The following is a 22,101-nucleotide window of genomic DNA, read 5'->3' as shown; positions in this document are numbered from 1 at the left end:
CCGGCTAGTCCCGGTGGCGGCTGGTGGAGTACAGGTGGCTGTCGGGGAACTCCGAGGCGGCCAGCGCCGGGCCGACGATGATGACCGCGGTGCGCCTGATGCCGGCCGCGCGGACCTGCTCGGCGATGTCCGACAGGGTGCCGCGCAGGATCACCTCGTCGGCGCGGCTCGCGCAGGCGACCACGGCGGCCGGGCAGTGCGGGCCGTAGTACGAGGCCAGCTCGGGGGCGAGGACGTCGACGCGCTGGACGGCCAGGTGCAGCACGAGCGTCGCACCGCTGGCGGCGAGCGTGGCCAGGTCCTCGCCGGGCGGCATCGGGGTCGCCCGGGCGGCGGTGCGGGTCAGGATCACCGACTGGGCGACGCCGGGGACGGTCAGCTCGCGGCCGAGCGACGCCGCCGCGGCCGCGAACGCGGGCACGCCGGGGACGATCTCGTAGGGCACGCCGGCCGCGTCCAGCCGGCGCAGCTGCTCGGCCATCGCGCTGAACACCGACGGGTCGCCGGAGTGCAGCCGGGCCACGTCGAGCCCCCGCTCGTGCGCGGCGACGATCTCGGCCACGATCCGGTCGAGGTCGAGGTTCGCGGTGTCGACGAGGCGGGCGCCGGGCGGGCAGCACTCCAGCAGCTCGACCGGCACGAGACTGCCCGCGTAGAGGCACACCGGCGCCGCGGCCAGGCGGTCGCGGCCGCGCACGGTGATGAGGTCGGCCGCGCCCGGGCCGGCCCCGATGAAGTACACGGTCACGTGTGCACCACCCACTGCGTCACGGGGAGCATCGGCCGCCACCCCAGGAACCCTCCGACGGGCGCGGCGCGGTTCACCGCGATGCGGGTGAGCTCCCCGCCGTACCGCTGCTGCAGCTCCGCCACCAGCCGCTCCGACTCGATGGTGACCGCGTTGACGACGAGCCGGCCGCCGGGGCGCAGCGCGCTCCAGCACGCGTCGAACACGCCCGGGGCCGTGAACCCGCCGCCGATGAAGATCGCGTCCGGCCGGGGCTGCCCGGCCAGGGCCTCGGGGGCGGAGCCGAGCACGAGCCGCAGCCCGGGCACCCCGAACGTCTCGGCGTTGCGCCGGATGCGCCCGGCCCGGGCCTCGTCGCGCTCGAAGGCGACCGCGCGGCAGGCCCGGTGGGCGCGCATCCACTCGATGCCGATGCTGCCCGAGCCGGCGCCCACGTCCCACAGCAGCTCCCCCGGGCGCGGCCCCAGCGCGGCGAGCGTGACGGCCCGGATCTCGCGCTTGGTGAGCTGGCCGTCGGAGTCGTACCGCCCGTCGTCGATCCCCGGCACCACGGCGATCCCGGTGCCGCCGCGCGCCTCGACCGCCACGATGTTCAGCGGGCGCGCCGCGGCCGGGTCGTGGTGGACCCGCTCGTCCGGCGCCCCGAGGTCCTCGAGGATCGTGACGTCGCTGTCCGCGAACCCGGTCTCCTCCAGGATGCGCCAGACCTCCGCGGGCGTCTGCCGCCCGGCCGAGAGCACGAGCACCCGGCGGCCGTCGTGCAGGAACCGGCGCACGAGGGCGGCGTCGCGCACGACGTCGGTGTCCTCGACCGCCCAGCCGAGCCGCGCGCAGGCGAGGGACACCGAGGACGGGTGCGGGATCACGGTGACGTGGGCGGGGCCGAGCAGGCGCACCAGCGTGGTACCGATCCCGTGGTGCATCGGGTCGCCGCTGGCGAGCACGCAGACGCGCCGCCCGTGCCGCCCGGCCAGGAGCCCGGGCAGGGCGGGCACGAGCGGCGACGGCCACGCGACCCGCTCGGCGCCCACGCCGGCGAGCAGGTCGAGCTGGCGCGGGCCGCCGAACACGACCTCGGCGTCCCGCAGCGCGGCCGCGCCCTTCGCGCTCAGCTCCCCGCCGGCCCCGATGCCCACGACGACGACATCGGGCGCCGGCGCGGCGACGGCGATCGTGGCGCCCGGCGAGGAACGCTTGCCCACGGTGAGCACCGCGGGGCCGGCCACGGCGAGCAGGGCGGCCGCCTCGGCGACGCTGGGGGTGCCGAGGGCCTGCGACACGCGCGCCGAGGGCGACGGCACCGCCACGGCCGCCAGCTGCCCGGGCGAGAAGGAGACCACCGCGCACCCGAGCTCGGCGGCCACCGACTCGGCCAGGTCGCGGCGGGCGTCCACGGTGGCCACCGCGCCGATGTCGTCCAGTGTGGACAGTGACTCGCCGGGCAATGACTCGCCGGACAATGACTCGCCGGACAGTGACTCGCCGGACAGTGACTCGCGCAGGAGCGCGAGCACCTCCGCCGGGTCCGTCGACGGGCGGGCGCCGAGGCCGAGCACTAGACGCACGACGCCACCAGGCGGTGCGCGAAGCCGGGGTGGCCGGCCCAGTGCAGGTGCAGGTAGGAGGCGTGCACGGCGCCGGACACGAAGCCGTCGCGGCCCTCGCGCCACGCCCAGGCCGGGGCCGCGCCGGCCGCCGGGGTGACGCGCGTGCGGTGGAACTCGTGGCCGGTCACGCGCGTGCCGGCCGGGGCGAGGACGCTGTCGGACAGGGCCACGGCGTCGCGGTAGCCCAGCGTGAGCGAGGGCGTCATGACCGCCTCGGCGTCCAGGACCCCGCACATCGGGCGGCCGTCGAGGGTGCGGCAGAGCCAGAGCAGGCCCGCGCACTCGGCCGCGATCGCGCCCCCGGACGCGGCCAGGGCGGCCACCTCGCGGCGGAGCGGCTCGTTGGCGCAGAGCTGCTCGGCGTACACCTCCGGAAAACCACCGCCCACGACGAGCGCCCGGGCGCCGGCGGGCAGGGCCTCGTCCCGCAGCGGGTCCACTGTGGACACCTGAGCGCCGGCCGCGGCGAGCAGCTCGACGGTCTCGGCGTAGCCGAACGAGAACGCGGGGCCGCCCGCGACCGCCACGACCGGCGCCCCGGCAACGGGCTCGGCGACGGCCGGCGTCCACGGCGGCGCGGACAGCGGCGGGGCGGCGCGGGCCACGGCCAGCACCGCGTCCAGGTCCACGCTCGCGGCCACGAGCCCGGCCAGGGCCGCGACCGACGCGGCCGCCTCCGCCGACCGCTCCACCACCGGCACCAGGCCGAGGTGGCGCGACGGGGCGGCGACGGCGTCGTGGCGGCGCAGGACGCCCAGCACCGGCGTGCCGACCTCGGCGCAGGCGTCCCGCAGGATCTGCTCGTGGCGGTCGGAGCCGACGCGGTTGAGGATCGCGCCGGCGATGTGGATGCCGTCGCCGAAGGTGCGGAAGCCGTGGATGAGCGCGGCCACAGAGCGCGCCTGCGCGGTCGCGTCGACGACGAGGACGACGGGCGCGGCGAGCAGCCGGGCCACGTGCGCGGTGGAGCCGAACTCGCCGGCCCCGGTGCGCCCGTCGTAGAGGCCCATGACGCCCTCGATCACGGCCAGGTCGGTGCCCGCCGAGCCGTGCGCGAACAGCGGCCCGACGAGATCCTCGCCGACGAGCACCGGGTCGAGGTTGCGGCCCGGGCGGCCGGCGGCCAGGGCGTGGTAGCCGGGGTCGATGTAGTCCGGCCCCACCTTGAACGGCGCCACGCGCTCGCCCCGCGCGGCGAACGCGGCCAGCAGGCCGGTCGCGACGGTGGTCTTGCCGTGGCCGGAGGCGGGGGCCGCGATGACGAGCCGCGCTACCACTCGATGCCCTGCTGGCCTTTTCGCCCGGCGTCCATCGGGTGCTTGACCTTCGTCATGTCGGTCACCAGGTCGGCCAGCTCGACCAGGTCGGGGTGCGCGTCGCGGCCGGTGACGACCACGTGCTGGTTGCCGGGCCGCTCGCGCAGGGTCTCCACGACGTCGGCGATGTCGACCCAGCCCCACTTGATCGGGTACGTGAACTCGTCGAGCACGTAGAAGCGGTACGCCTCCGCGGCCAGGTCGCGCTTGATCTGGGCCCAGCCCTCGGCCGCCTCGGCGGCGTGGTCGCGCTCGGTGCCGGGCCGCTGGATCCACGACCAGCCCTCGCCCATCTTGTGCCACACCACGCTGCCGCCCTGGCCGGTCGCGCCGAGCGCGCGCAGGGCGGTCTCCTCGCCGACCTTCCACTTCGGGCTCTTCACGAACTGGAACACGGCGATGGGCCAGCCGGCGCTCCACGCGCGCAGGGCCATGCCGAACGCGGCGGTGGACTTGCCCTTGCCCTGCCCGGTGTGCACGGCCAGCACGTGCTGGCGGCGGCGCTGGCGGGTGGTGAGCCCGTCGTCGGGCACGTTCTCGACCTTGCCCTGCGGCATCTGTCTAGGCTCCCAGGCTCGCGAGTGGAATGCAGGAGGCGTCCAGGGCCCCGGCCAGGCGGCGGGCGAGGCCGAGGCGGATCGGGCCCTGCTCGCAGTCGACCACGACCGCGGGGACGCCGTGCAGCAGCGGTACGACGCTCAGCGGGTCCGGCCCGCTGGTCGAGCGCCCGTCGGTGACGACCACGAGCAGCGGGCGGCGGCGGGCGTCGCGGCGGCGCTCGCCGTGCAGGGTGCGCGCGGCCTGGCGCAGCCCGGCGGCCAGGGGCGTGCGGCCCCCGGTGCGCAGCTCGGCCAGGCGCACCACGCCGACCTCGTGGCTCGCGGTCGGCTCCAGCACCAGCGTGGCGTCGTGGCCGCGGAAGGAGACCATGCCGACCTTGTCCCGGCGCTGGTACGCGTCGCGCAGCAGCGACAGGATCGCCGTCTTGACCACGCCCATACGTTGCCGGGCGGCCATGGAGCCGGACGCGTCGACGACGAAGAGCACCAGGTTCGCCTCGCGGCCGACCTTGACCGCCTCGCGCACGTCGCGGGCCTCGGCGCGGCTCGACCCGCGCAGCGCGGCGGCGCGGATGGTGTCGGGCACGTGGATGCTCGTGAGCTTGCCGCCGAGCGGGGCGCGGGAGCGCACCACGCGGCCGTGGCGGGACAGGGCCGGCGAGCGGCGGCCGGCGTGAGCCCCCGCCTCGCGGTTCGCCCGGCCGGCGATGCTGAGGAGCTTCGGCTTGTACGGCACCCCGGCGAAGGCGAGCTGCCCCGGCGCCCCGACGCTGTCCCCCGCCGCGTCCGCCGCGTCCGCCGCGTCCGATACGTCCGATTCGCCCCGCGAATCGGATTTGTCGGTAACGGAACCATCATTCGGCTCGGCGGGCGGACGCTGCTCGGGCGCGACCGGTGGCGGCGGACCCCCGGCGCGCTCCGATCCGGGCGACTCACCGGGCCCGTCCGGCGAGACGGACATTGCCGAAATATCCGTCGGGCTCGGCGGAACCGGGCCATCGTCCGGGGGCGGGCCGCCGTCGCCGGGCGGCGGGTCCTCGTCCGGCCCGGTCTCCTGCTCGAGCACCTCTTCGAGGCGGTCGCGGTCGGCCCCCGGCGGGTCGAGCGGGTCGCGCCGGCGCCGGTGCGGCAGCGCCAGCCGGGCCGCGTCGCGCACGTCCGCCTTCGTGACCACGGTCCGCCCGTGCCAGGCCGCGAGCGCGACCGCCGTGCGGGCCACCACGATGTCGGCCCGGAGGCCGTCGACGCGGTACGCCAGGCAGATCCGCGCGATCCGGTCGAGCTGCGCGTCGGGCAGGGCCACCGCCCCGAGCCGGGCCCGGGCGCTGACGATCCGCGCGGCCAGGGCGGCGTCCTCGGCCACGTAGCGCTCGGCGAAGGACGAGGGGTCGGCCTCGTACGCCAGCCGCCGCCGCACGACCTCGGCCCGCGGCGCGGCCTCCTGGGGCGCCGCGACCCCGACGACGAGCCCGAAGCGGTCCACGAGCTGCGGCCGGGGCTCGCCCTCCTCGGGGTTCATGGTGCCCACGAGCAGAAAGCGGGCCGCGTGCTTGACCGACACGCCGTCGCGCTCGACGTGCGCGCGGCCCATGGCGGCGGCGTCGAGCAGCAGGTCGACGAGGTGGTCGGGCAGCAGGTTGACCTCGTCGACGTAGAGGACCCCGCGGTGCGCGGCGGCGAGCAGGCCCGGCTCGTAGGCCTTGACCCCGTCGCCGAGGGCCCGCTGCAGGTCCAGGGTGCCCACGACCCGGTCCTCGGTGGCCCCGACGGGCAGCTCGACCAGGGCGGAGCGGCGGCGGTGGGCGCCCGCCCCGGGCGTGTGCGGGCCGTCCGGGCACTCGGGGTCGGGCGCGGCCGGGTCGCAGGCGAAGCGGCAGCCGGCGACGACCTCGACCTCGGGCAGCAGCGCGGCCAGGGCCCGCACGACGGTGGACTTGGCGGTGCCCTTCTCGCCGCGGACGAGCACCCCGCCGATGGCCGGCGAGACCGCCGTGAGCAGCAGCGCGAGGCGCAGGTCGGCCAGGCCGACGACGGCCGAGAACGGATACGGCGGGGTCACGGGCACTCTTCCCTTCGGCGGGTCCGCGCCCGCGAGGCGGCTGTTGCGAGCGGCCGGAGTCTCCTGACTGCCGGTTCCGCGCCGCCCCTCGCCCGCCCCGGCCGTCGCCGGCCGTGGTCCGTGCTGAGGTGCGACTCCCCGGTCACAGTGGCGGGACCGTCCCGGACTCGCACCGGGTTCCTCCGCATACCGCTCGCCCGCCATCGTGTCCCACCGGCGACCGGCACGTCAACGTGGCGCGGTGTGACCCTCACGATCCGCGCCGGCCGGCCGATGGGACGGGCATGCGGCGCGTCCTGGATTCGGCCGCGCAGACCCTGCTGTGCGGGCTCCTCGTGGCGGTCGCCCTGATCGCCGCCACGCCGCCGCGGCTGCCGGGGCTGGCCCCGGAGACCTCGGTGGCGCCGCCGGGCACGCGGGCGATGTGGCTGTGGGAGCACGACGATCCCGGGCCGGTCGTGGACTGGGCCGCGGCCAACGGGGTGCGAGCGCTGTTCGCGTACTACGATCCGCGCGCCGGCGACACCCCACGGCTGCGGCGCCTGCGGGAGCTGTGCGACGCGGCCGGCATCATGCTCGACGCGCTCGGCGGGGAGCCCGGCTGGACGACCGACCACGCCACCGCGCTGGCCTGGGCCGAGGGCGCCGCGGCCACGGGCCTGTTCCACGGGCTGCACCTGGACGTCGAGCCCTACCTGCTGCCCTCCTGGGGCCGGGACCAGGCATCACTGGTACCGCGGTATCTGGCACTGCTCGACGAGACGGCCGCGGCCACGGACCTGCCGCTCGAGGCCGACGTGCCCTTCTGGCTGCCGACCGTGACCCTCGCCGGCGGGGTGAACCTGGCCGACGCCGTGCTCGCCCGCGTCTCCGGCGTCACGGTGATGAGCTACCGCACCACCGCCACCGGCGCCAACTCGATGGTCGGGGTCGCCGACGACCTGCTGCGGCGGGCCGGCCGGGTCGCCAAGCCGGCGCGCCTGGGCGCGGAGACGCAGGCCCTGGGCGACTGCGCGTACTGCAGCTTCCACGGCACCACCGCCGGTCAGCTGCGCAGGACCCTGGCCGCGGTCGACTCCGCCGCCCAGCGGTACCCGGCGTTCGCGGGCATCGCGGTGCACCAGTACGAGTCCTGGGTCGCCCTGAGCGGCTAGGAGACCTGAGCGGCTAGGAGACCTGAGCGGCCAGGAGAACTGAGCGGCTAGAGGTCCAGGGAACCCGAATCGACCCCGGCCCGACCGGAGGTGAACCACGGCCGGCCTCAACCCGCCCCGCCCGCGGCCGATCAGCCGGTCGACAGCAGTCGTCATGGGAAGGACCCCTCCGATGCGCCGTACCGCCTCCATCGCCCTCGCCTGTGCCGCCGGCGCGGCCGCCGTCCTTCCCGCGGCGGCCCCGGCCTCCGCGGCGACGCCGGACTTCGGGCTGGTGGTGCCGGTGCTGGCGCCGATGCTGCCGGGCCAGACGGGGTGGCTGGGCACCATGTGGGCCGCCACCAGCGACATCTGCGACGTGAAGGTGACCGCGAGCGGCGCCGGCGTGACGGTGCGGTACCCGGCCAACACCGCGACCTACTCGTCGCTGTCGAAGGGCGACTCGCTGGCCAAGGGCCACGTGGACTACGCCGCGTTCAACGTCTCGCTCTCACCCACCAGCCCGCTCGCGCTCGTCCCGCTCAAGCTCGACTACACCTACACCACGAAGGCCGACGGGGCGGCGTCCTGCACCGGCACCCCGCGCTCCGGCTCCGTCACCGCCACGCTCCCGGTCGTCTCGGTCACCGGCGACGCCGTGGTGCAGAAGACGACCCTCGTGACCGTGCCCAAGGCGACCCCGGTCTGGTCGCAGCTGGTCTTCCAGTCCCGCAAGGCCGGCGTTGACGACCTGCGGATCACGGTCGCGGGCGCGCCGAGCGGCCTGGTCGTGTCCTACCCGGCCGACCGCGCCTACACCGCCCTGAACAAGGGCACCGGCCTGGCCGTCGGCACCGACGACTTCGCCGCCGTCAAGTTCGACGCCACCAACGCGGCCGCCGGCACCTACAAGCTCACCGTCAGGCTCTCCTACGGCAGCACGACCGACTCGAACGACCTGACGCTCGTCGTCGCCTGACGGCCCGGGCCGGCCGGTGCCCGCGCGGCGCCGGCCGGCCCGCCGCCGTCGTCCACAGAGAGGTGGGAACGCTCGTGATCCGCTCCCGTGCCCTGCTCGCCGTGGCCACCCTGGCCCTCACGGCGGGCCTTTGCGCGTGCGGCAAGTCCGGGAACTCGACCAAGACGCAGATGCAGGCGCCGAAGCCGTCGGCCTCGCTGACCCAGGACCGCCGCGAGACCATCTTCCTCGACGCGACCGCGCAGCACCTCTGCGCGGTGCAGTCGCAGGTGTACACCGACCCCTCGGCGATGGCCTCGGCGTACGCGTCCCGCCCGGTCTACACGGACCTCACCGCGGCGCAGGTCGACGCGTTGCAGCAGCGGGTCATCAGCGACCCCGCCTTCGCCGACCGGCTGACCCGGCGCATCCAGGCCACCTGCGGCACGGCCAGGTAGGCGCCGTACACACGAGAAGCCCCGCGACACGAGGGGGGAGGAGTGTCGCGGGGCCGGCTCATATATGTATGAATATCGAGAGCGTGTTCTCGAGGTAAGCGGTGCGAGGACCCCGTCGCGGCGATCCCTTCGGTGTTGCTGCGGTAAGCATGCGGGGCGGCACTTGGCGGGGACTTGGCGCGCACTTGCGCCGATGTGTCACGCACGCGACAGGACCCCGGGCATCGACCGGGTCACGTATGTTGCGAGCCGTGAGCCGCGACGAACTCGACCTCGACTCGCTCGCGCCCGTGCCCGTGGTACCGGCCGACCCGCGCCGGGCCGCGGTGTGGGCGGCGGGGATCGCGGGCTGCGCGGTGCTGGTGCTGTTCGTGCTGCTCACGAGCGATCTGGTGTTCGGGCGGTCGGTCGCGCTGACGGCCCCGGCCGGGATCGGGGACCGCTCGGCCGCCCCGGCGCTCGCCGCCACGCTGGCCGGGGACGTCCTCGGCGACCAGGAGGCGCTCGGGGCAGCGCCGTTCAGCGCGGCGTACCTCAGCGCCGACGGACTGCCCCTGCTGATCTGGGGCGGCACCGGGCGGGCGGTCCAGCGGGCCGACGACGCGACGCTGCTGCGCACCCTGCGCGAACGGACGCTGCGGTTCGTGCCGGAGTCCGGCGGCGGGACGACGGCCGACGCCGACCCGGGACCCAACCGCGGCCGGGCGACGTGCACCGAGCTGCGCCGCCACGGGTCCGGGTACACGGTGTGCGCCTGGACCTCCGGCGCGGCCGCCGTGGGCGTGCTGGTGGTCGACGGGCCCGACGCCGACCCGGCCGCGACGCTGCGCCGGGTCCTGGACGCCGTCGTCGTGCTGCGCTGAGCCGGCCGTCCGCGGTTCCGGCTCCGATTCCGGTGCCGATTCCGGTGCCGGTGCCGGTGCCGGTGCCGGTGCCGGTGCCGGTGCCGGTGCCGGTCTAGAGCATCGCCTCGAGGGTCAGGCGCTCGGCGGCGGCCGCGCGGACCTCCGGGGTCTCGATCGGGTCGTCGCGCAGGTAGGCGACGCGGCGCTCGAGCTTCTCGTCGAGCGGCACGCGGCGCACGGCGATGAGGCGCACGTCGGCCTCGCAGTCCCACAGGCCCTCGGTCAGCGCGCCCGCGCACGCGTCCGGCTCCAGCTCCAGCCGGGCGCGCAGGTAGGCGGCGCGTTCGTACGAGTGCGGGCTGAACCACAACGAGCGGATGCGGGGCAGCGCCTGGCGGGCCGCGTCGCCGCCGACCCGGGCGAGGCCGTCGACCAGCCGGTCGTAGCCGCAGAGGTCGTCCTCGCGCCGGTCGAGCCAGTCGAGGCCGGCCAGCAGCGCCGGGCCGTCGGACTCGTCGCCGCGCTCGGCGAGCACGCACAGGGCGCTCCAGTACTGCCCCGAGGCCGGATCGGCCACGACCCGCCGGGCGGCCGGCAGCGAGTCAACCGCTGGCTCGGCCAGGCAGCCGACGTCGTCGGCGGCGCTGAGCAGCTCGCCGAGCCCGCTCAGCGGCTCGGGCCCGTGCGCCACGGCGGCGTGGATGCGCTCGTCGCGGCCGGCCCAGTCGCCCCAGGGGGCGCCCGGCGGCAGGTGCAGCGGGCGGCCGGCACTGGCGAGGCGGTCGGCGGCGACCGGGAGCAGGTCGTCCCACCAGTTCGCGGGCCACGCGGCGGCGATGGTGCCGAGGGCCTCGCGCCAGTAGGCGCCGATGCGGACGTACCGCCGCAGACTCTCGACCATGTCCCCGGACCCGGCGCGGCCCAGCGCCTCGGCGACCCGCAGGACGTGCGTGAACTCCCCGCAGTCGTCGTCGGCGGTGTAGAGCCGGGCGATGATCGGCCCGATCGGCAGCGCCAGGTCGCGGACCAGGCGGGCGAGGTAGACCCCGCGGTCGTCAAGCGGCAGCCAGCGATGGTCGCGGCGGATGCAGGCGTACACCAGCTCCGGCGCGGCCGGGTCCTGTCTGGCCCGCACCGCGCCCCGCCCGAGTCCGCGCTGCAGCGCGCCGGCCCGGGTCCGGGTGGGCAGGTAGTGCCAGTCGTCGTCGAGGCTCATGGCGTCCCAGTCTGCGACGGTTGCGGCCGGACCGCCGCCGAATTCCGGTCCCGAACATGCTTGACACATGACACTGGACCATGTCGTTGCTGTTCAGCAGCCGTGCTCACGGGCCGGCGTGAGGCCGGACACGGCGCGGCGCCGGCCGGCGGGAGGACCGCCGGCCGGCGCCGTGAGCGCTGGCACACCCCGAGAGGGGCCGGTTACGCGCTGGCGTCGTCGAAGCCGTTGCCGAGGAAGCTCTGCAGCCGCGACGTGATGCTCTCCAGGCTCGCGCCCGCCGAGGCGGCGCCGAAGCCGGACTCGCCGAAGCCCGCCTCACCGAAGCCGGCGTCGGTGCCGTCGGCCTCGCCGAAGCCCGCCTCGCCGGTGCTCTCCTGGCCGTAGGCCATGAGCGTGTGGCTGTCCTCGACCTCGGTGTGCTCGTAGTGCGTGTACTCGGTGATCTCGTAGTGGTTGCCCGCCGCGTCCGTGTACTCGATGTGCTTGAGCTGCTCGAACTCCTCGTGCTCGTAGCTGTGGTGGTCCTGCTCGAGGATGCCGTACTGCGACTGGTGGTCCAGCTCCTGGCCCTGGCCGGCGTCGGCCGCCTCCAGGGAGCCGTACTCGTGGCCCGCCTCGTACTCGCCGTACTCGCTCATGGGGGTGGTTCCTCTCGGGTGCGTCTGTATGGGGTGGTGCGCTCATCTGCTGCATTCAAGGTACGGGCAGCCGCGAGGCCCCAAATCCCGGAAACGTGCCACGCGCGGTCGGCTCAACGGCCTCAATACGCGATCACGGGCGCACCCGTGTGGCTCACCTGCACCAGATGGGTCACGCACTCACTGCCCTCGAGCCGGTGCAGCAGGAACCCGGACGGTTCGGGGACGAAGCCGACCGGGCGGCCCTCCCGCATCCCGAGGTCCACCTGACGGTACGTGCTGGGCGCAACACTGAGGATGGTCCCGGCGAACCCGGCGGTCACGACGCGGTGCAGGTGCCCGGCGAGCACCCGGACGACGTGCGGGTGGCGGCGCAGCACCTCGGCGAGCTCGGGCCCGTCGACGAGCCGGATGGCGTCCATGCCCGGGATGCCGACCCGGACCGGCGGGTGGTGCAGGCAGACGAACGCGGGCGCCCCGCCGTGCCGGCCGAGCGTGTGGTCGAGCCATTCGAGCTGCTCGGGGCCGAGGAGGCCGGCGTCGCCGAGCTCGGGGCGCAGGGAGTCGAGCACGACGACGCTGAAGTCCGGGTACTCGGCGACGTACGAGGTCCGCTCGAGGCCGAACGCGGCCTGCAGCGCGGCCTTGCCGTCGTGGTTGCCGGGGACGAGGTGGACCGGCACCGGGAAGGACCCGATGAGCTCCTTGAGCACCTCGTACTCGTCCGAGCGCCCGTGGTCGACGAGGTCGCCGGTCACGATGACGCAGTCCGGGCGCGGCTCCAGGGCGAGCACGCGGGTCAGGGCCTGGTAGAGCCCGCGGGCGGGCTCGGCGGACAGGGCGCCGGTGGTGATGTGCGGATCGCTGAGATGCGCGATGAGCGGCATGCCGGCCATTTTGCGCCTGCACGCGAGCGGGCGGGGAGGCTCCAGGGGGTGAGCCTTCCCCGCCCGTGCTTTTGTGGCCGTTCGGCTACCGGGAGGCGCCGACCGGCTCGTCCGAGGCCGGCTTCTGCGCCGAGAGGTCCAGCGTGCTGCGCAGCATGGCCGGCTTCATGAACGCCGCGGCGATCACGCCCACCACCGCGATGGCCGCGGAGATGAGGAAGATGTGGCCGGTGGCGTCGCCGTACGCGGCCCGCACGATGTGCTGGAACGCGGGCGGCAGGGCGCTCAGGTTGAGGTTGGAGGTCTCGCCGCCGCCGGCCGGGGCCTGGACGCCGGCGGCCGCGAGCGAGTGCGTGATGTTGTCGGTGACCCGGCGGGCCAGGACGGCGCCGAGGACCGACACGCCGATCGTGCCGCCGAGGGAGCGGAAGAACGCGACCGTCGAGCTGGCGGCGCCGATGTCCTTCAGCGGTACGGTGTTCTGCACCGCGAGCACCAGGTTCTGCATCGACATGCCGACCCCGACGCCGACCAGGAGCATCCCGAAGCTCACGAAGACCAGCGAGGTCTGGTGGTCGATGGTGGACAGCACGCCGAAGCCCGCGACGAGCACCAGGGTGCCCGCGATGATGTAGGGCTTGATCTTGCCGGTGCGGGTGATGAGCTGCCCGACCACGATCGAGGACAGCAGCACGCCGGCCATGAGCGGGATGGTGAGCAGGCCCGCCTCGGTCGGGGTGTAGCCGCGGCCGATCTGGAAGTACTGACCCAGGAAGACGGCGCCTCCGAACATCGCCATGCCGACCGCGAGGCTCGCGAGGATCGACAGGGCCGTGGTGCGCTGCTTGACGATGTTCAGCGGCACGACCGGCTCGGCGGCGCGGGACTCGACCCACACGGCGATCGCGAGCAGCACCACACCGGCGCCGACCATGGCCGCGGTCTGCCACGACGCCCATGCGAACGAGCTGTCGACGAAGGAGACCCAGACCAGCAGCACGCTGACGCCGGCCGCGATGAGCGTGGCGCCCAGATAGTCGATCTTGAGGTTGTCACGCTTGACGGTCACCAGGTGCAGGGTCTTCTGCAGCACCACGAGGGCCAGGACGGCCACCGGCACGCCGACGAAGAAGCACCAGCGCCAGCCGAGCCACGACGTGTCGACGATGACGCCGCCGAGCAGCGGGCCGCCGACGGTCGCGACGGCCATGACGCCACCGAGGTAGCCGTTGTACCGCCCGCGCTCGCGGGGCGGGATCATCGCGGCGATGACCACCTGGACGAGCGCCTGCAGGCCGCCGACGCCGATGCCCTGGAAGGCGCGGGCGGCGATGAGCTCACCGGTGTTCTGCGCCATGCCACTGATCATGGAGCCGAGCACGAAGATCACGATCGAGACCTGGACGAGGACCTTCTTGCTGTACAGGTCCGCGAGCTTGCCCCAGATCGGGGTCGTCGCCGTGGCGGCGAGCAGGGTGGCCGTGACGACCCAGGTGTACTGCGTCTGCGTGCCGTTGAGCGCGCCGATGATCTTCGGCAGCGCGGTCGAGACGATCGTGGAGCTGACCATCGCGACGAACAGCGCGAGCAGCAGGCCGCTGAGCGCCTCCAGCACTTGCCGATGGGTCATCGGCTCCTCGGTGTGCGTCTGACTCATCGTGTTGCCTCCATGGTTTGGTTCTCGCGCAGCGACTGCGCAAATCGGTGCAGCAGGCCGGCGAAGTGTTCGGCTTCGGCGGGGGTCCAGTCCCGCAGGGCGCCGGCGAGCAGGGCGGTGTAACGCTCCTCGGCCTTCCCGAGGGCGTCGCGGCCCCCGTCGGTGAGCTCGAGGAATGTGGCCCGCCCGTCGTGCGGGTCGGCGACGCGGCGCACGAGCCCGTCCTGGACGAACGCGCTGACCGCCCGGCTGGTGGTCGACTGGTCGAGCGCGCACGCCGCGGCGAGGTCCTTGAGGTGCAGCCGCGGGTGGCGCTCGATCACCGCGAGCATCCCGGCAACCCCGGGCGCGACCATGCCCGGCCCGGCCTGATGCTGCTGCTTCAGGCACCGCACGACCTTCATGAGCTCGCGCAGCCCGTCGCGCAGCGCGACGACATGCTCCACTCGGCCCCCTCCCGCAATACTTGCCTGATACAAGCATCCAAAAAACTTGCCCTCTGCGCAAGTTTGCGCAATGAGAACTAGATAACATCGGGGCGTGGGAACAGGCCTGCGGGAACGCAAGAAGGTCGCCACCCGCCAGGCCCTGCACGAGGCCGCGGTGGCCCTGTCGATCGAGCACGGCCTGGACAAGGTCACCGTGGAGGCGATCGCCGACGCGGCCGAGGTGTCGCGGCGGACGTTCTCGAACTACTTCGCGAGCAAGGAGGAGGCGCTGCTGTACGGCGACCAGCAGCGCGTGCGCCGCCTGGTCTCCGCCGTGGCGGAGCGCCCACTGTCGGAACCCCCGTGGGCCGCGCTCACCGCGGCGGCCCTGGAGTTCCAGCGCGACCTCGGCGCCCGCGATCCGCACTGGGTGACGCAGGTCCGGCTCGTGCGCCGGCACCCGGCCCTGGCGGCGCAGCAGGTCTCGACGTACGCGTCGATGGAGGACGAGCTGACGACGGAGATCGCCCGCCGCTCCCCCGCGTCGCCGATGCACGCTCGATTGATGGCCGCGGCGTTTTTGGTCGCGATGCGCGTGGCGGTGCAGGTGTGGCTGGACCGCCCGAAGGGCACGCCGCTGGCCGACGTGATGCACGAGTCCCTGACCGACATGGGCGCCGCCTTCCGCTGACCCGCACTCACAGCGAAGGCGGGCCCATCCGCCGCCGGATGAACCCGCCTTCGTCTCCGAACCGGTGAGCGCCTGGTCAAACGGCAAAACCGCGGCGCCGATACGCGATCACCTCGTCCAGATCGAGCTCACGGCACTCACCAGTGACGGTATCTACCAGGATTGGCCCGCCGCCGGTCAGCGCGTAGTTCCTGTCCCCGCTTTCGAGAAACGCCACCGAGTTGTGGGGAACGATGAGGTCTGAACCGTCGGCGACGGCGGCGGGCTACCAGGTGCGCTGGCGGACCAGGGCGGCCTCGATGCGCTCCGCCGGGGCCGGGCGGCCGTAGTAGTGGCCCTGCCCGTAGCGGCACCCGGCGCGGCGCACCAGCTCCAGGTGCTCCCCCGCCTCCAGGCCGTGCGCCACCACCGTCACGCCCAGGCGGCGGCCCAGGCCCACGACCACGTCGATGATCGGCGCCGCCCGGCCCGCCGTCGTCACCGGCGACGTGAACAGGGTGCGGTCCACCTTCAGCAGGTCGGCCGGCAGGCGGCGCAGGTGGGCGAGGGAGGCGGAGCCGGTGCCGAAGCCGTCCAGCGCGGTGCGGACCCCGACGGCGCGGACGGTCGCCAGGGGCTCGCTCACCCGCTCCGGGTCGGCGCCGACCTCACGCTCGGCGAGCTCGATCACGAAGTCCCGCGGCTGGATCTGGTGGCTGTCCAGGGCCAGGCTCAGCCGGGCCGGGAAGGTCGGGTCCACGAAGTCGTCGAAGCCCGCGTTCACCGAGATCCAGAGGTGGTACCCCTCGTGCTGCCAAAGCGAGAGCTGCCGGGCCGCGCGCGCGAGGACCCAGTCGGTGACCGGGGCCGTCAGGTTCAGGTCGCGGGCCACCGCCAGGGTCTCCGCGGGCGGGACGGTGCCCAGGCGCGGGTGGCGCCAGCGCAGCAGGGCCTCGACGCCGATCGGGTGGCCCTCCACGAGGTCGTACACGGGATGGTAGGCCAGATCCAGCTCGCCCCGCTCGATCGCGCGGGGCAGGTGCTGCTCCAGCGTGGCCCGCCGTACGCAGGCCTCCTCGGCGGCCTCGTCGTGCCACTGCACGCGGCCGCGGCCGGTGCGCTTGGCCCGGCGCAGGGCCAGGTCGGCGCGGCGCAGGGAGTCCTCGGGGGCGCCGCCGGCCGGGGCCAGGCCGATGCCGGCGGAGAGCCGCAGCACCGTGCCGGGCAGGACGTACGGCTCCCCGAGCTCCCCGGCCAGGCGCGTCGCGAGCGTGTACGCGCGCACCCGCTCGGCCCGCGTGAACACCGCGAACTCGTCGCCGTTGAGGCGGGCGGCCACGTCGCCGGGGGCGATCGCGGCGCGGATGCGGGCGGCCACCTCGACCAGCAGGGCATCGCCGACGCCGGGGCCGTGCAGGTCGTTGACGCCGGCGAAGCCGTCGAGGCCGGCGGTGATCAGGAACCCGGTGCCGGCGGTCAGCTCGCGCAGCAGGGCGCCCCGGTTGGCCAGGCCGGTGAGCGGGTCGCTGCTCGTGCTGCGCCGCAGGCTGCGCTCCAGCTCCAGCCGCTCCCCGGCGTCGCGCAGGTGCACCACGACGCCGGCGACCGCGGGGTCGTCGCGCAGGTCGCTGACGGTGCAGTCCACGTGCCGCCAGACTCCGAAGCCGTCGCAGATCCGAGTCCGCAGCGTGGCCCTCGCGCCCGGGCCGTGCGCGAGGGCCGCCCGGACCGTGGCCACGTCGGCGGCGTGCACGAGGCGTACGAAGGGGCGCCCCAGCACCTCCTGGTCGGACAGGCCGAACTGGCGCGCCGCGGCGGGCGACTGCCAGCGCACCGACAGGTCCCCGGCGAGCACCAGGATCACGTCGCTGGAGCCGGCCACGATGGTCGCGAACGCGCTGCGGGTGGCCGCGAGCTCGCCGCTGAAGCGCCGGGTCACCAGCGTCTCGACGATCTCGCGGAGCACGACGACGAGCACGGCGGCCGCCCCCACCACCATCGCCGGGGTGCCGATGCGGCCGCGGCTCACCAGCGCGTAGAGCACCGCGGCGGCCCCGGCGAGCACCGGCGCGACCAGCAGCGGGTCGCCGATCAGCGTGCCGTCGGTGACGCGGGTGTTCCCGGCGTGCCCGTGCAGCGAGCGGCGGGCGCCGGCCCAGAGCAGTACCGAACCCAGCACGAGCAGGCCTCCGGCGGACAGCAGCCAGGCGTCGTGCCGGGCGGGCTCGGCCGGCAGCAGCGCCACGATCGCGAGGGCGAGCACGGTGAGGGCCACGCCGCCGGCGGCGGTGACGGCGGCCCCGCGCGGGAACGGTGCCCGCACGCCGCTCACCACCGCGATCGTGATCCCGAGGATGGCCAGCAGGCAGGTGACGAAGACGGTGCGGCTCGCCGCGCCGCGCTGATCGAGGACGAGGACGAGCAGCGTCAGGAACTTCCAGAGGGCCACGCAGACCCCGTCGAAGGCGCGGCGCAGCACGGCACCGGGGCCGGGGCCGGCCACGACGCCGGGCAGGTGCAGCAGGCCGGCGACGAGCGCCAGCCCGGCGACCGGCGCCACGACGGGCGCGGTGGACGGCAGCGCGGCGCACACCCCGGCGGCGGCGAGCCCCGCGGCGAGGCCGGCGGCGCTCGCCACCGTCCGCCGCCCGGCGGCGGCCGTCAGGGTCAGCGGCGCGGACGCCGCCGACCAGTGCCGCCGGGACCTGTGCGCGCCGCCGACTGGTCGCATGGAGGGGTCCGTTCGCTCGCCGGGAAGGGGGTTCGGGCTAGCTGACCCCGGTAACGACCCCTATCCGGGAGGGTGACGGCGGTCGCTCGATCAGTCACCCTGCAGGCGTACCGTGTGGCCACTGGACGGAATCGGGGTCGTTCGGCTCTCTATAGACGTGATGCACGAGATTGGTACGGCACCGGCGGACTTCGCGGAGTTCTACCGGACCGAGGCGGCGCGGGTGCAGCACGTCATGTGCGCGTTCGCCGGCCGCGAGCTCGGTGCGGAGGCGGCCGCGGAGGGCTTCGCCCGGATGCTCGAGCGCTGGGACCGGCTGCGCGAGCTGGGGCCGCCCCAGCGCCGCGCGTACGTGCTGACGACCGCGAAGCACTATGCGCGGCGGCGGGCGGAGGCGGAGTCGCGGTACATCGGTCTGGAGGACCGGCCGTGGACCGAGCCCTCCGCGGACGACGACGGCCTCGGCCGGGTCGAGGACAGCCTCGGCCTCGAGGCGGCGGTGCGGCGGCTCATCGACTCGTTGCCGCTCCGGCGGCGCCAGGTGGCGCTGCTCTACTTCCTGCACGACGACGGCTACGCGCAGATCGCGAGCGTGCTCGAGATGAGCGAGTCGACCGTGCGCACGCACGTGGCGGAGCTGCGCAAGGTCCTGCAGCCGTACGTGCGCCGATTCCAGCAGATCATGGAGGCGAGTGAGCATGGCCGAGCATGACGTGACCCGGGAGCTCGTGCGCCGCGCGTACGCCGGCGAGCCCTTCGACGCCGAGGCCGGCCTCGCCGAGGTGGTGCGGCGGGCGGGGCGGCCGCCGGCCGACGGGCCGGAGGAGGTCATCGAGCGCCGGCACACGGTGAACGTGCGGCGCCGGCGCCGGGTCGCCCTGGCGGGCGTCTTCGCGGGGGTGGTCGGCCTGGTGCTGGTCATCGGGGTGGCCACGGGGCGCCTCGGCGGCGGGTTCCAGGACGCCTCGCAGGTCGGTCTCGGTGGCCCCAGCCTCAGCGGCGGCCACTCCAGCCAGTGGACGACCGGCGGCCTGCCGACGGACGCGTGGCCCTCGGGCGGGCCGACGCCGTCGATCGGCGGCGGGGAGATTCCGGGCGGCCCGAGCAGCCTGCTGCCGAGTCAGTGCGCGGTCGGCATGCACCTGAAGTTCGAAAACGGCCAGTTCACGGCCACCGACGCGGTCGGCACCTGCCCGCCGCTGGACCCGAAGCGGATCTGGCTGCTGGACGACCACTCCAACGGGCTGCTCTTCCCGGGCTCCGGCACGGTGTGGCCGACGGTGACGACCGGCACCACGATCTCGCCGCCGTTCACGTTCACGGTGCCGAGCATCACGGCGCTGCAGGAGCACCACGCCTACGAGCTGTACTACCTGCCGGCCGACGTGCACCCGGCGCCGGGCCAGGACGCCTCGCCGGTGCTCCAGCACGCCATGATGATCTCGGGCCCGGTCGTGCCCTAGGCAAGGCCCAGCCCGGCCTCGCGGGCGCGGACGATGGCCTCGGCCCGGTCGGCGACGCGCAGCTTGGCGAAGACGTTGGAGACGTTGTTGCGCACGGTCTTCTGGGACAGGTACAGCGCCTGGGCGATCTGCGCGTTGGAGCGGCCGGCCGCGAGCAGTTCGAGGATCTCGCGCTCGCGGGCGGTCAGCTCCGGGAAGGCCGTGCTCGCGGACGGGGGGCCGGCGGCGAAGAACTCGGCGATGCGCCTGGCGAGGGTGGCGCCGAAGACCGCGCCGCCGGCCGCGACCGTGGTGATCGCGCGCACGATCTCCTCCTGCTCGGCCCCCTTCACCAGATAGCCGCGGGCGCCGGCGCGCACGGCCGCGAAGACGGTGCCGTCGTCCTCGGACATGGTGAGCACCACGACGCCGGAGTCGGGGGCCTCGGCCGCGAGCCGCCGGGTGGCCTCGATGCCGTTGAGATCCGGCATCTGTACGTCCATGACGACGACGTCCGGCCGTCGCGCCACGGCCAGCTCGACCGCCTCGAGCCCGGTGGCCGCCGTGCCGACGACCTCGAGGCCGTCGACCGAGCCGAGCAGGACGGCGAGCCCGTCGCGGAAGATCGGGTGGTCGTCGGCGACGAGCACCCGGATGGCGCGGTCGTTGGTCATGGCCGTCAGCTTAGGACCGGCAGGGGCAGGCGGGCGCGCACGACCGTGCCGCCGTCCGCGGGGCACTCGATCTCGCAGCGGCCACCGAGCTCGGCCGCCCGCTCGCGCAGGGAGACGAGGCCGACACCGCTCGGGGTGCCGGGGGCGATCCCGGTGCCGTCGTCGCGGACCTCGACCGTGAGCGCGCCGTCGCCGGCCGTCAGCGCGACCGTGCAGGTCGCGGCGTTCGCGTGCTTCGTGACGTTGGTCAGGGCCTCGGAGGCGATGCGGTACGCCGCCACCTCGACCGCCGCCGGCAGGTCCGCCGGGAGCGAGGCCGAGACCCGCGTGGTCAGCCCGGGCCCGCGGAGGCGCTCGGCGAGCTGGCCGACCGCGCCGGCCAGGCCGACGTCGTCCAGCGCGGGCGGGCGCAGGTCGTGCACCAGCCGCCGCACGTCGGCGAGGGCGGTGGCGGCGTCGTCGCGGGCCCGGCGCAGGATCTCGTCGGCCCGCTCGGGCGCCCGGGCCAGCAGGTTCCGGGCGGTGTCGATGCGCAGCGCGACGCCCCCGAGCGCGGGGCCGAGGCCGTCGTGCAGGTCGCGGCGGACCCGGCGGCGCTCCTCCTCCCGCGCGCCGACCAGCCGCTCGCGGCTCACCTGCAGCTCGGCCGCGAGGTAGCTGGAGCGGGCCGCGGCCGCCGCCTGCCGGACCACGTCGGCGAGCAGGCGCTCGTCGCGCGGGGAGAGCGCGGCCCGGTAGCCGCCGGCGGCGAGGATGAGGCGGCCGACGGTCTCGTCGCGGTACGTGATCGGCATCGTCTGCACGTCGGCGGGGGCCGTCCCGTGCTCGGCCAGCAGCGCCTGCCCGCCGGTGCGGTGGACCTCGACGGCGACGTAGGGCGAGCGGAACGCCTCGGCGACGCTGCGCGCGACGGCCAGCAGCTGGTGCTCGGGGCTGTCGGAGCGCTCGAGCTGTTCGGCGAGGCCGGAGATGATGCGGTACGGGTCGTGCCGCTGCCCGAGCACCACGCGCTGGACGAGCACCCAGAGGCGGTTGCGCAGCGGGCCGTAGACCAGCAGCACCACGAGCAGGCCCACCAGCGCCGCCCCCCGGTCGCCGAGCGCGGTGGTGACGAGGGCGAGGATCGCCGCGTCGACGAGCACCACGACGGTGGCCAGGGCACCGTAGAGCACCGTGCCGCCGAGGAGCCGGTCGATGTCGAGCAGCTGCGGGCGCAGCACGCCGATCGCGATGGCCCCGCCGGTGATCGCGATGGCCACGAAGAGCCCGGCGCCGAGGACCGGCTGGGGCAGCACGAGCGCGGAGAGCATGACGAGCACGTCCACCACGCCGGCCCACAACAGCCACCGCATGCGGGTGCGCTGCAGTCCGGTCGCCGCACGGTACCGGCGGAAGACCACGGCGAAGGGGACCAGCAGGCTCAGGGGCAGCGCGGTGTAGCCGACCCGCAGCAGCACCTGCCAGGCGGTGTCGGGCAGCGGCAGGGCGAGCAGGTCGATCGACAGGTCGCGCACGGCCGCGGGCGAGGGGTCGTCGGCCATCGCCTCGGCGATGCGCGTGGGCACGAACAGCAGGGTCGTGGGCAGGATCGCCGTCGCGCCCAGGCTGCCCAGCACGGCCCAGCGCCACCGGCCGCGAGGCAGGCGCCCGTCGGGGTAGAAGACGAGCAGCAGCGGCAGGGAGAACAGCAGACCGGCGCCGACGCGCTGGTACACCCAGTAGGCGAGCGCCGCCCCCTGCGGCGCCGGGCTGTGCGCGACCGCGTGGGCGACGTAGGAGACCGCGGCCCCGTCGAGCGCCCAGTGCAGCCCGCTCGCGCACAGGATCCACGCGACCGCGTTGCGCGGCACCCGGTGCACGAGCAGCCCGCCCGGCACCGCGAGGGCGAGCCCGGCCAGCCCCGAGATCCAGCCGGCCTCGAGCCCGTCGCCGGCCCGCTGCCGCGCCCCGAGCCGCGCCTCGAGCACGACGGAGGCGACGGTCGCGGCGAGCGTGAGGCACACGAACACGCCGCCGACCAGCGTGGGCACGCGGGGCTTGGACACCCGGTCATGGTGCCATCCGAGGTGTC

At 75.0% G+C, this 22,101-nt stretch carries 21 protein-coding genes and 1 riboswitch; of the genes, 7 read left to right on the top strand and 14 right to left on the bottom strand.

Annotation, left to right across the window (positions count from 1 at the left end):
• Positions 1-4 precede the first annotated feature (4 nt).
• Genes cobM through ACQP1P_RS12050 form a run of 5 tightly spaced genes read right to left on the bottom strand, consistent with a single transcriptional unit; the run spans position 5 to position 6,290 of the window.
• Entirely contained in the window at positions 5-748 is a 744-nt protein-coding gene (gene cobM / locus ACQP1P_RS12070) for a precorrin-4 C(11)-methyltransferase (RefSeq protein ID WP_433086007.1), read from the bottom strand.
• Positions 745-2,313, bottom strand: a complete 1,569-nt coding sequence (gene cbiE, locus ACQP1P_RS12065) for a precorrin-6y C5,15-methyltransferase (decarboxylating) subunit CbiE (protein WP_433086005.1) — start codon at positions 2,311-2,313, stop codon at positions 745-747. Before cbiE ends, cobM begins: the two co-directional genes overlap by 4 nt.
• On the bottom strand, positions 2,304-3,632 hold the full coding sequence (locus ACQP1P_RS12060) for a cobyrinate a,c-diamide synthase (protein WP_433086003.1): 1,329 nt from the start codon (positions 3,630-3,632) through the stop codon (positions 2,304-2,306). The genes cbiE and ACQP1P_RS12060 overlap by 10 nt, the downstream gene beginning before the upstream one ends.
• A complete protein-coding gene (cobO, locus tag ACQP1P_RS12055) occupies positions 3,626-4,228 on the bottom strand; it encodes a cob(I)yrinic acid a,c-diamide adenosyltransferase (protein WP_433086001.1) in 603 nt (200 codons plus the stop codon). The genes ACQP1P_RS12060 and cobO overlap by 7 nt, the downstream gene beginning before the upstream one ends.
• A gap of 4 nt (positions 4,229-4,232) precedes the next feature.
• Positions 4,233-6,290: a VWA domain-containing protein gene (locus ACQP1P_RS12050; RefSeq protein ID WP_433085999.1), complete on the bottom strand. Its 2,058-nt coding sequence runs from the start codon at positions 6,288-6,290 to the stop codon at positions 4,233-4,235.
• A 57-nt stretch (positions 6,291-6,347) separates the two neighbouring features.
• A riboswitch (cobalamin riboswitch) is annotated at positions 6,348-6,472 on the bottom strand.
• 102 nt (positions 6,473-6,574) lie between these two features.
• On the opposite strand from ACQP1P_RS12050, the gene ACQP1P_RS12045 reads away from it, so the two are divergent.
• From ACQP1P_RS12045 to ACQP1P_RS12030, 4 genes are all read left to right on the top strand, one after another.
• Positions 6,575-7,444 (top strand): hypothetical protein, encoded by an 870-nt coding sequence (locus ACQP1P_RS12045; RefSeq protein WP_433085997.1) that lies wholly within the window; start codon positions 6,575-6,577, stop codon positions 7,442-7,444.
• 172 nt (positions 7,445-7,616) lie between these two features.
• A complete protein-coding gene (locus ACQP1P_RS12040) occupies positions 7,617-8,402 on the top strand; it encodes a hypothetical protein (RefSeq protein WP_433085995.1) in 786 nt (261 codons plus the stop codon).
• A gap of 74 nt (positions 8,403-8,476) precedes the next feature.
• The gene (locus ACQP1P_RS12035; RefSeq protein ID WP_433085993.1) at positions 8,477-8,839 is read left to right on the top strand and encodes a hypothetical protein; all 363 of its coding nucleotides are present in this window, start codon (positions 8,477-8,479) and stop codon (positions 8,837-8,839) included.
• 251 nt (positions 8,840-9,090) lie between these two features.
• On the top strand, positions 9,091-9,702 hold the full coding sequence (locus ACQP1P_RS12030; protein ID WP_433085991.1) for a hypothetical protein: 612 nt from the start codon (positions 9,091-9,093) through the stop codon (positions 9,700-9,702).
• A 94-nt stretch (positions 9,703-9,796) separates the two neighbouring features.
• Here ACQP1P_RS12030 and ACQP1P_RS12025 read toward each other — a convergent pair whose 3' ends face one another.
• From ACQP1P_RS12025 to ACQP1P_RS12005, 5 genes are all read right to left on the bottom strand, one after another.
• Complete coding sequence (locus ACQP1P_RS12025) at positions 9,797-10,900, bottom strand: hypothetical protein (protein WP_433085989.1); 1,104 nt, start codon at positions 10,898-10,900, stop codon at positions 9,797-9,799.
• A 203-nt stretch (positions 10,901-11,103) separates the two neighbouring features.
• Complete coding sequence (locus tag ACQP1P_RS12020; protein WP_433085987.1) at positions 11,104-11,541, bottom strand: hypothetical protein; 438 nt, start codon at positions 11,539-11,541, stop codon at positions 11,104-11,106.
• Positions 11,542-11,663: 122 nt separating this feature from the next.
• The gene (locus ACQP1P_RS12015) at positions 11,664-12,428 is read right to left on the bottom strand and encodes a phosphodiesterase (RefSeq protein WP_433085985.1); all 765 of its coding nucleotides are present in this window, start codon (positions 12,426-12,428) and stop codon (positions 11,664-11,666) included.
• An 85-nt stretch (positions 12,429-12,513) separates the two neighbouring features.
• Complete coding sequence (locus tag ACQP1P_RS12010; protein ID WP_433085983.1) at positions 12,514-14,085, bottom strand: MDR family MFS transporter; 1,572 nt, start codon at positions 14,083-14,085, stop codon at positions 12,514-12,516.
• Positions 14,082-14,531, bottom strand: coding sequence for a MarR family winged helix-turn-helix transcriptional regulator (locus tag ACQP1P_RS12005; protein WP_433085981.1), 450 nt, complete (start codon positions 14,529-14,531; stop codon positions 14,082-14,084). Before ACQP1P_RS12005 ends, ACQP1P_RS12010 begins: the two co-directional genes overlap by 4 nt.
• Positions 14,532-14,625: 94 nt before the next feature.
• Here ACQP1P_RS12005 and ACQP1P_RS12000 point away from each other — a divergent pair, with 94 nt between their 5' ends.
• The gene (locus ACQP1P_RS12000) at positions 14,626-15,204 is read left to right on the top strand and encodes a TetR/AcrR family transcriptional regulator (protein ID WP_433085979.1); all 579 of its coding nucleotides are present in this window, start codon (positions 14,626-14,628) and stop codon (positions 15,202-15,204) included.
• 76 nt (positions 15,205-15,280) lie between these two features.
• On the opposite strand, the gene ACQP1P_RS11995 is transcribed toward ACQP1P_RS12000, so the two are convergent.
• Positions 15,281-15,421, bottom strand: coding sequence for a hypothetical protein (locus ACQP1P_RS11995; RefSeq protein WP_433085977.1), 141 nt, complete (start codon positions 15,419-15,421; stop codon positions 15,281-15,283).
• A 48-nt stretch (positions 15,422-15,469) separates the two neighbouring features.
• Entirely contained in the window at positions 15,470-17,914 is a 2,445-nt protein-coding gene (locus ACQP1P_RS11990) for a putative bifunctional diguanylate cyclase/phosphodiesterase (protein ID WP_433085975.1), read from the bottom strand.
• A 160-nt stretch (positions 17,915-18,074) separates the two neighbouring features.
• On the opposite strand from ACQP1P_RS11990, the gene ACQP1P_RS11985 reads away from it, so the two are divergent.
• Positions 18,075-18,626: an RNA polymerase sigma factor gene (locus ACQP1P_RS11985; protein WP_433085973.1), complete on the top strand. Its 552-nt coding sequence runs from the start codon at positions 18,075-18,077 to the stop codon at positions 18,624-18,626.
• Entirely contained in the window at positions 18,613-19,377 is a 765-nt protein-coding gene (locus ACQP1P_RS11980) for a hypothetical protein (RefSeq protein ID WP_433085971.1), read from the top strand. Before ACQP1P_RS11985 ends, ACQP1P_RS11980 begins: the two co-directional genes overlap by 14 nt.
• On the opposite strand, the gene ACQP1P_RS11975 is transcribed toward ACQP1P_RS11980, so the two are convergent.
• Together ACQP1P_RS11975 and ACQP1P_RS11970 are read right to left on the bottom strand one after the other, a co-directional pair.
• Entirely contained in the window at positions 19,374-20,030 is a 657-nt protein-coding gene (locus tag ACQP1P_RS11975; protein ID WP_433085969.1) for a response regulator, read from the bottom strand. The two genes, ACQP1P_RS11980 and ACQP1P_RS11975, sit on opposite strands and share 4 nt — an antisense overlap.
• Before the next feature lie 5 nt (positions 20,031-20,035).
• The gene (locus tag ACQP1P_RS11970) at positions 20,036-22,075 is read right to left on the bottom strand and encodes a sensor histidine kinase (protein ID WP_433085967.1); all 2,040 of its coding nucleotides are present in this window, start codon (positions 22,073-22,075) and stop codon (positions 20,036-20,038) included.
• Positions 22,076-22,101 lie beyond the last annotated feature (26 nt).

It is taken from the genome of Dactylosporangium sp. CA-052675, from assembly GCF_050947935.1.
Taxonomy (GTDB): domain Bacteria; phylum Actinomycetota; class Actinomycetes; order Mycobacteriales; family Micromonosporaceae; genus Dactylosporangium.
This window is presented reverse-complemented; position numbering and strand designations above follow the sequence as displayed.

Bases quoted from the DNA above. Each gene is read 5' to 3' on its own strand.
- cobO (WP_433086001.1), bottom strand. From the start codon at position 4,228: ATGCCGCAGGGCAAGGTCGAGAACGTGCCCGACGACGGGCTCACCACC.
- ACQP1P_RS12045 (WP_433085997.1), top strand. From the start codon at position 6,575: ATGCGGCGCGTCCTGGATTCGGCCGCGCAGACCCTGCTGTGCGGGCTC.
- ACQP1P_RS12040 (WP_433085995.1), top strand. From the start codon at position 7,617: ATGCGCCGTACCGCCTCCATCGCCCTCGCCTGTGCCGCCGGCGCGGCC.
- ACQP1P_RS12025 (WP_433085989.1), bottom strand. From the start codon at position 10,900: ATGAGCCTCGACGACGACTGGCACTACCTGCCCACCCGGACCCGGGCC.
- ACQP1P_RS12020 (WP_433085987.1), bottom strand. From the start codon at position 11,541: ATGAGCGAGTACGGCGAGTACGAGGCGGGCCACGAGTACGGCTCCCTG.
- ACQP1P_RS12015 (WP_433085985.1), bottom strand. From the start codon at position 12,428: ATGCCGCTCATCGCGCATCTCAGCGATCCGCACATCACCACCGGCGCC.
- ACQP1P_RS12010 (WP_433085983.1), bottom strand. From the start codon at position 14,085: ATGAGTCAGACGCACACCGAGGAGCCGATGACCCATCGGCAAGTGCTG.
- ACQP1P_RS11990 (WP_433085975.1), bottom strand. From the start codon at position 17,914: ATGCGACCAGTCGGCGGCGCGCACAGGTCCCGGCGGCACTGGTCGGCG.
- ACQP1P_RS11985 (WP_433085973.1), top strand. From the start codon at position 18,075: ATGCACGAGATTGGTACGGCACCGGCGGACTTCGCGGAGTTCTACCGG.
- ACQP1P_RS11980 (WP_433085971.1), top strand. From the start codon at position 18,613: ATGGCCGAGCATGACGTGACCCGGGAGCTCGTGCGCCGCGCGTACGCC.
- ACQP1P_RS11975 (WP_433085969.1), bottom strand. From the start codon at position 20,030: ATGACCAACGACCGCGCCATCCGGGTGCTCGTCGCCGACGACCACCCG.